This is a genomic window from Streptomyces sp. NPDC032161, assembly GCF_040636995.1.
Classification (GTDB): Bacteria; Actinomycetota; Actinomycetes; order Streptomycetales; family Streptomycetaceae; genus Streptomyces.
Window position 1 is genome coordinate 1 of sequence record NZ_JBEZVN010000079.1, and the last position, 7,143, is coordinate 7,143.

The following is a 7,143-nucleotide window of genomic DNA, read 5'->3' on the forward strand; positions in this document are numbered from 1 at the left end:
TACCCGGGGGGACGGGTGGGGGCCTCTTTTCGGGGTGGGGGGGGGGGGGGGGGGGGCGCCCGCCGGGGGGGGGGGGGGGGCCGGGGGGGGGGGGGGGGGGGGGGGCCCGGGGGCGCCCCGGCCACACACGACTACGCGGGCATCAGGTGGTGAAGACGAGGGCGGGGGTGGTGGTGCCGCCGGGGGTGGTGACGGTGACGTTGAGCGCCGTTCCCGTCGGGGCGCCCGAAGGGACGGTCACGATCAGCTGAGTGCCACTGAGCGCGACGAAATCGGCGGCGAAGTCGGTCGGTCCGGCGGGGTCGGTGAAGGTGACGGCGCTGACGCCGAAGAAGCCGGTGCCCGTGATGAGAACCCCGCTGTCGCCCGGCGATCCCGTGTTGGGCGAGATAGTGGTGGCCGTCGGCTGGTCGTAGTAGGTGTACTGGTCGGCGGCGCCGGTGATGGGGCTGACCCCGCCCGGGTTCGTCGCCGTGACGTTGACGGTCACCGGGGCTCCGGTGACGGGGAAGGAGGGCGGGGTGACGGAACGCTGGGAGTCGCTGACGACGGCGCCGAGGGTGCCGGCGCCGGCTGCGCCGAAGGTGACCGCCGTGGCCGCGGCGAGCCCGCTGCCGAAGAGAGTGGTGGCGGGCGGGGAAGTGTCGGGGCCGACGTTGGCGCTCACGCCCCCGACCGTGGGGGCGGCCACGTAGAAGAACGGCTTGCCGTTGCTGGTGGAGGCGCCCACGGTGACGGTGACGTTGACCTGCCCCGCGCACCCGCCGGGGGCGGTGACGGTGATCTGGGTGTTGGCGGTGGTGACCGTGCCGCTCACGGACGTGTTGCCGAAGGAGACGGTCGGCGTGCTGGAGAGGGCGCCGAACCCGGTACCGGTGATGATCACGACGGTACCGGCCGTGCCCTGGGTGGGGCTGATGGAAGTGATGACGGGTGCCATCGGAGTCCTCCTGTGAGGTCGGATGGTGAGTTGTGCCGCCACGTCCGGGCCGGTGCCGCCCGCGGAGGCAGGCACCAGGCGGCGGATTGGATCGCACCGTCGGGCCACCCGTGACCGGGGTTGTCGAGCCGAGGTGCCATGGGAATCGCAGTACCGCCGCTGATGCCCCCGCCGGATGGATGGGCGGCCCACCTGGTCGGACATCAGCCAGTGAGCCACTTGGGCGTAAGAAGCGGCAAGAAGGTTGACGACACGTCACTCAGACGAGTTACGTTCACGTGTCTGCTGAGACATATAGGGACATCTGTGGCGAGCCGTGTGGGCGACCGGACGACGGCGGCGGACGTCGCACAGCGGCGCGGGAAGGGCGCGGAACCGGTTCCGTGCGTCCTTGTCCGGCCGGCCCTGGGCATCCCGGGCAAAGGAAGAGCGCCGGGATCGGCGACGCTCGGGGAAAAGGCGGTGTCGCCCCTGGCGAGTGATTCGCGTGGTCCAAGCGGATGTCTGCCCGAGCGCCTTCATGTCTTCCGTGTAGTGGCGACTACGGTCCTCGTCTTGTCCGGTGAGTCGAAACGCCCCGGAAAGTCCACAGCTCAAGGAGTCATGTCAGTGAGACGTTGGCAGGGATTGAGATTCTGGAAGACAGCGCTCTTCACCGCGCTGGCCGCGGTGATCGCGCTGGGGACCCCGGCGGCGGCCCAAGAGCTCTCGACCACCGCGGTCGTGGCGTCGCCCTCAACCGCGGCCGTCGGGTCGCCGGTGACGCTGACGGCGACGATCAGCTGCTCGGAGGACCCCAGCGGAGGACTGGGCGTGACATTCTTCGACGGCCCTGACCTCCTCGCCACCGTGCCGGTCGGATCCAACGGCATGGCCGCATACAGCGCGACCTTCGCCACCGAAGGCGCACACACCATCACCGCCGCCTACAACGGCAACGATGCGTGCGCCGCCTCGAACGACGAGACCACCGTCGTGGTGTCGTCGACCCCCACTCCCCCCACCCCACCCGTCGAATGGTGCGCCCTCGTCTGCGGCAGCCTGATCAATTTCACCGTCAGCGACATCAACAACAACGTCGTGGTGCACTGACCCTTTCCAGGCGAACGGGCGTCGCTCGCTGCGATCGATGGGCTGTGCGGCGCCCTGAGCCTTCCCCAAGTCACTGCGGTCGGAAGGCCGCCGGTGGGAGTCCATGCCTCTGCGCATGGCCGTCGAAGGGGCAGTCGTCGAAGGTGGGGCGGTGAGCGAATTGTCGCCGTGGGCGGCGCCGACGCCGCAGTGGGCATCGTCGGTGTGCCGGACGGTGTAGACGGGGATGCCGCCGGGCCCTTGACCGAGCGGGCCCACCGACTGCCCCTGGAACCCGGCCTGTATGGCGATACCGGCATCACCCCGCTGAACCCCGCCTGACCTGCGCGACCAAGTCCTCCGGCTACAGGGAGCGCAGCACTGCGAAGACCTTGCCCAGGATCGCCCCGCCGTCCTCCAGTCGGATGGGCGGGTAGGCCGGGTTGCACGGCATCAGCCAGACCTCGTCGTGGTCGATGCGCAGCTCTTTCACGGGGGCCTCGCCCTCGCCCAGGAGGGCGGCCACGATGCCGCCGGGCTCGGCGGCGCTCTGGGCGTCGCACGGTGACGATGTCGCCGTCGCGGATACCCGCGTCGATCAGGCCCGGACCCGAGGAACGACGTCGAACGTGCGGCGAAATGGCAGGCCACCGACGACTACCAGCGCCAGGAGGAGGAAGCCGTCGCTCACTCGACTTCGTCGACGCCTGCGGTGTGCGCGTACGGTGACGGCTCCGGCTCAAAGTCGCGGACCATCGTCACGTACCTGGGCGCGTTGATCCGGCTGACCAGGTCCAGGGATCGGGTGGCTCGTACGGGTTCGGTACGGGGCTGGCGTCAGGGCGTGAACAACTGCTCGACGGCGGTCGCCTGTGCTCCGGGGCGCTCGTTCGACCCCTCCAGGACGGCCGCCTTCAGGACGTCGGACCGTACGTCGGCGACGGACCGCGGGGACGTCACGCCGGGCGTGTGCTCGTAGTTCCAGACGATGACGTCCAGGAAGACCGGCGCCTTGAGCCGACGTCCCCGTCCCAGAAGTTCCTGGGCGATCGCCGGATGGGGCGTGAAGTCCGGGTTGGCGAGCCAGCCGCGCAGATCGGCCTCCGGAACGCTGAAGTCCACGCCCATGGCGGCCGGCGCCCGGACGACATCGGAAGGCGCTGTCGGCGTCGGTTGGCCCGTCGGGGCGAGGGCGACGTTCCAGTCGTAGATGACGTCGTAGTCGGCGCCGTGCTCCCGTACCTTCAGGGACTGCTCGGTCCCGACACCGGGCTGCTGCCCGAGAAGGGAGAGGTTCCCGACCGTCAAGGTGACCGGGATCGGCGTGAACACGTCGTCCGCCAGCCCGTCGTCAATGGCCCTGACCACGCCGTCGTACGCGAGGCCGGCGAGGGCCCCCACCGCGGCCCCGACGGCGGTGCCGATCCGACCAAGGGCTGTCCCCGGAGAACGTCCGCCGCTGCTTCAGGCCCTCCTCGGAGACCATCGCGGAGCCGACCAGCTCGCTCGCCCTCAGCGATGCGCGCAGGTGAGACACCCGTGCAGTGCTCGACTTGGCCTCATGCCGCTGCGGGACTGCTCGCATCGAGCGTCCTGGTTGTATCAGGCAGGCGAGGTCAGGGACGTCGCCGTGGGCGCAGCCCAGCGCGGGTCGCGGCCGGAGGAAGCCAGGACGCGATCGAGAAGCGATGCGGTAGCGGGTACTGGCACCGGAGCGGCGAAGCCTCCGTACTGGCGGTAGACCTCAGCATGTTCCTCGACCACGTCAAGAACCATCTGAGCAAGATCGTCCTGGACTTCGAGCCGCTGACCGGTGGCCTGGGCGACGTCCCAGCCGTGCACCACCATTTCCTTGATCACCATCTGCGCGACGGTTACCGCAGGCATAGCCATCCCACCCAGATCCACCTCTCCTTCCCACACGGCTGGCTCGGCCCATGCCGCCACGGCCCGGCCCAGCTGATCCGCATAGGCATCGGCCCATGCAGGGGCGGCTGTGAAGTCACAGGCGACCAGTTCCTGCGGCAGCGCCTCCCGACGCGCCCGGCGCTCAAGACCATGGGCGGTGTAGAGCACCCAGTGGTTGATCAAAGCCCGGGTGTCGAAATCTGTGCAAGGGGTGGGCCCGTCCAGGTGTTCCTTTCGGACGCCACGGGCGATGCGTGCTGCTTCCGCCGCAGCGCGAGTCATGAGGGGGTGAAGTGCGTGACCGTTCATGTGCCGATCGTGGACCGGCTGCACGGCTGGAGTCTTGAACAAACGCGACAGCCAAGGGCTGGCCCGTAATCGCTGGCCAAGGCGGAGACGGTCGCCGACTGCGCGCCGGGCAGGTACGGGATGGCGGGCCAGTTGGCGCTCCTGTTCGACGGCACTCCGGGGGAGCGGCGTCGCCTCGACGCCGCCGACACGGGCCGCTGCCTCCAGGTCGAGCTGATCTTCAAGGTCGTGCCGTCGGACGGGGCCCGGCACCCGACCGAGGCGCTGCTGTGGCTGCGGACGGACGGGATGCCGGAGGGCCTGTACCGTCCGGACGGGGCCGGGCCACGCTGGAGGCCGTCCGGGAATGAGGGATGGCGGTTTCAGAGAGCACACGGCGGTGATCCGGGCGGCGGACGACCGCCCGTACCAACGCCGCGACCACGACAAAGCCGGCCCGAGTCACGGGCCGGCCTTCTCTCACTGTGTATGGCTGTCGGCGTTCGCCGCTACCGGTCGACCACCAGGGCGTGTTGAGAAAGTCCCGTCTGGCCTGCGACGCGTGGCACGGCACCTCGCCACGTTGTCGGGGTCGTCCACGTACGCCCAGTGCGAGGACGGCCCTCCGCGTTGCGATGCACCGCACCGGACGCCGCGGGCCCCGCCCTTCGGGCGGACGACGCTACTTTCGCAACACGACCTAGTCGACACGGTCCACCCAGACGCTCACGACGTATCCCGCACCCCACGGGTTGGAGGCGACCGAAGTCTGGCCGACCGGGGCCCAGTTACCGAGGATGATGCGCTGCGGCAGCCTGGGGTCGAGCGGGTTGAGCACCGCGTGAATCCGGTGCTGACCGGTACCGCTGGTGCAGAGGCTGGAGAGGCTGCTCCCGGACGAGATGGTGCAGTCGCCGGGCGCTGCCTGGGCGGCGGGCGCCGTGGCCAGCATCATGCCCGCCGTGGCCGCCGCGACGGCCACGGCACCGGCGATACCGCGCTTCTTGGACAGGGACTTCGTGAACATGGGGAACTCCTTCGTCCGGTGACGATGCGTGATGGGAAGAGGCGCATGTACGGGTGGAGCGTGGAGCGGAGCGATCCGGCTTCGACGGGCGGATCCCGTGGGATGCCACGGACACCGCGTATGCCAAAGCGCGACAATGGATGAGAAAGCGAGTGATTACCTGCTTGATCGCGAGCCAAATCCTGCCCAGGCACGCGGTTCTTGGCAAGAGTTCGGCCAGATTTGGTACAGACCAATTGTCGACGTCGGGTGCGTGGGACGTACGCGGAGTCTTCGGTCGGCGAGCCAACGCCCCGCTTTGCCGGGGCGCGCGAGGGCTGGAGGTCGGTATGCCGAGCCCGTACGGGCCGGGGCCATTTCGGCGGCGACGATGCGGTGGGGCGATCCTGTCCGCAGGAGGGAAGCGAGCTGATGGCGAGTGGGCCTGCGCTGAGTTCATCCGAGCTCGACGCCTGGTGGCGTGAGGCGGTCGGCGAAGCAGCGGGCCCGCCGGGCGCTCCCCCCACGGCTTGACGCCGACGGAAAGCTGTACGTGCGGTGCTTCAATTCCGCCTGGTCGACACGGATCAGGCTGATCAGCAAAGTGCTGACGCAGCGGCTCAACGCGGTACGGTCCGACCTGGGCGTAGCGGGGATCGTCGCTGCTGCCGCACCCATTCGCATACGGGTACTCGGGCCCGCACGGTGGCCACACTACGAACTGCTGACCGGCTCGCTGGAGACAGCCTGGCACGACGTCACCCAGGAGTACGGGCCCTCGGACTCACCCGTATTCGTCCACGGGCTTCCCCGGCGGGCTCGGGACCGCGGTGGCCTGCGTGGCGCGATCCGGCTCACGACCGAGGGTCACACCACCGACCGGGACACCTGTGGGCCCGACTGCCCCGCCGACGACCCTGGACACCGCGTGCAGCGCAAAGACTGGGCGACGTTTTGCCGGGACGCCGTGCGTCGGCTCAATCACAGCTGATCGACCGGGGCGCCGACCTGGCCATCGCCTTCACCGACTCCGACCACCGCTTCACCACGGGTCTCCGCTACGCGCGCACGGATCCCCGTGTGGGAAGTCCCCGCGCCTGATGCGTCGTCGAAGCGCACAAGCTGATCGGGAGCCGTGCTTACCGTGACGCTCCCAGCCCACTGAGGATTGCGTTGACCGGCTGCACGGGCAACGCCCCGAATGACCCGATGAGTTGGGACGAAAGGTGGGGATTCGCGCGCGGTGACGAGCGGCAGATCCAAGCGGCTGTCCTGGGCAGCGCGGACTCGGAGAAGCCGCTGATGCTGCCCGCACGGCCGGATACCGGCGGCTGCGCCTGCCCGCCATCGGCGAGGTCCGGCTCCACGACTCCGCGAAACGAACGACACGGCTCGTGGGCCGCGGACGGGCGGTCGTCCAGTCCGTGGCCGTCTCCCGGGCCGGGCACCGGTGGTACGCCTCCGTGCTCTGCAAGGTCACCACCGGCCTGCCCGATCGCCCCACCCGCTGCCAACGGGAGTGCGGCACCGTCGGCGTCGACCTCGGCGTGAAACAGCTTGCCGCCCTCTCCCAGCCCCTCGACCCGGACGACCCCGCCACGCTCTTCGTCACCAACCCGCGCCACGTCCGCCAAGCGGAGAGGCGCCTCGCCAAGGCGCGGCGGGCGTTGTGGCGGACGCAGAAGGGCTCCGCCCGGCGCGCGAAGCCACCTCGGACGACGCCCCCGAACGTCGTGGGACGGGCTCCGGACGAGCCCGGAGCGGCCATTGCGAAACCTGGGGGTGTCAACTGATGAGAACAACGTCGCGGTACGGGAAGCCGGTACGGGGGATAGGGAGCCGTAAATCAACTACTGCCTGATTTGATCTTGTTGTCGTGCTCGGTGATCACCTTCTGCAGGGCTTCGAGTGTGCGTGGTGGATGTGGCCG

Annotated in this window: 7 protein-coding genes; 2 read left to right on the forward strand and 5 right to left on the reverse strand. The window is 69.6% G+C overall.

Annotated elements, in window-relative coordinates; all coding sequences use genetic code 11:
* Positions 1 to 142 precede the first annotated feature (142 nt).
* Positions 143 to 940 (reverse strand): IPT/TIG domain-containing protein, encoded by a 798-nt coding sequence (locus AB0E67_RS35820; protein ID WP_362034959.1) that lies wholly within the window; start codon positions 938 to 940, stop codon positions 143 to 145.
* 603 nt (positions 941 to 1,543) lie between these two features.
* Between AB0E67_RS35820 and AB0E67_RS35825 the strand changes: the two genes are divergently transcribed.
* On the forward strand, positions 1,544 to 2,032 hold the full coding sequence (locus tag AB0E67_RS35825) for an Ig-like domain-containing protein (RefSeq protein ID WP_362034961.1): 489 nt from the start codon (positions 1,544 to 1,546) through the stop codon (positions 2,030 to 2,032).
* Between the two features lie 343 nt (positions 2,033 to 2,375).
* Here the strand turns inward: AB0E67_RS35825 and AB0E67_RS35830 are convergent, their stop codons facing one another.
* The 4 genes from AB0E67_RS35830 to AB0E67_RS35845 all read right to left on the reverse strand — a co-directional run bounded on the left by AB0E67_RS35830 (position 2,376) and on the right by AB0E67_RS35845 (position 5,234).
* Positions 2,376 to 2,537, reverse strand: coding sequence for a S24 family peptidase (locus AB0E67_RS35830; RefSeq protein ID WP_362034963.1), 162 nt, complete (start codon positions 2,535 to 2,537; stop codon positions 2,376 to 2,378).
* 311 nt (positions 2,538 to 2,848) lie between these two features.
* Positions 2,849 to 3,412: a hypothetical protein gene (locus tag AB0E67_RS35835; RefSeq protein WP_362034965.1), complete on the reverse strand. Its 564-nt coding sequence runs from the start codon at positions 3,410 to 3,412 to the stop codon at positions 2,849 to 2,851.
* Positions 3,413 to 3,613: 201 nt separating this feature from the next.
* A complete protein-coding gene (locus AB0E67_RS35840) occupies positions 3,614 to 4,228 on the reverse strand; it encodes a TIGR03086 family metal-binding protein (RefSeq protein ID WP_362034967.1) in 615 nt (204 codons plus the stop codon).
* 679 nt (positions 4,229 to 4,907) lie between these two features.
* Positions 4,908 to 5,234: a hypothetical protein gene (locus tag AB0E67_RS35845; protein ID WP_362034969.1), complete on the reverse strand. Its 327-nt coding sequence runs from the start codon at positions 5,232 to 5,234 to the stop codon at positions 4,908 to 4,910.
* Between the two features lie 1,373 nt (positions 5,235 to 6,607).
* Here AB0E67_RS35845 and AB0E67_RS35850 point away from each other — a divergent pair.
* A complete protein-coding gene (locus tag AB0E67_RS35850) occupies positions 6,608 to 7,006 on the forward strand; it encodes a transposase (protein ID WP_362034971.1) in 399 nt (132 codons plus the stop codon).
* Positions 7,007 to 7,143: the final 137 nt, after the last annotated feature.

Excerpts from the sequence above, each read along its gene's own strand:
- AB0E67_RS35820 (WP_362034959.1), bottom strand. The coding sequence starts at position 940 with ATGGCACCCGTCATCACTTCCATCAGCCCCACCCAGGGCACGGCCGGT.
- AB0E67_RS35825 (WP_362034961.1), top strand. The coding sequence starts at position 1,544 with ATGTCAGTGAGACGTTGGCAGGGATTGAGATTCTGGAAGACAGCGCTC.
- AB0E67_RS35840 (WP_362034967.1), bottom strand. The coding sequence starts at position 4,228 with ATGAACGGTCACGCACTTCACCCCCTCATGACTCGCGCTGCGGCGGAA.
- AB0E67_RS35845 (WP_362034969.1), bottom strand. The coding sequence starts at position 5,234 with ATGTTCACGAAGTCCCTGTCCAAGAAGCGCGGTATCGCCGGTGCCGTG.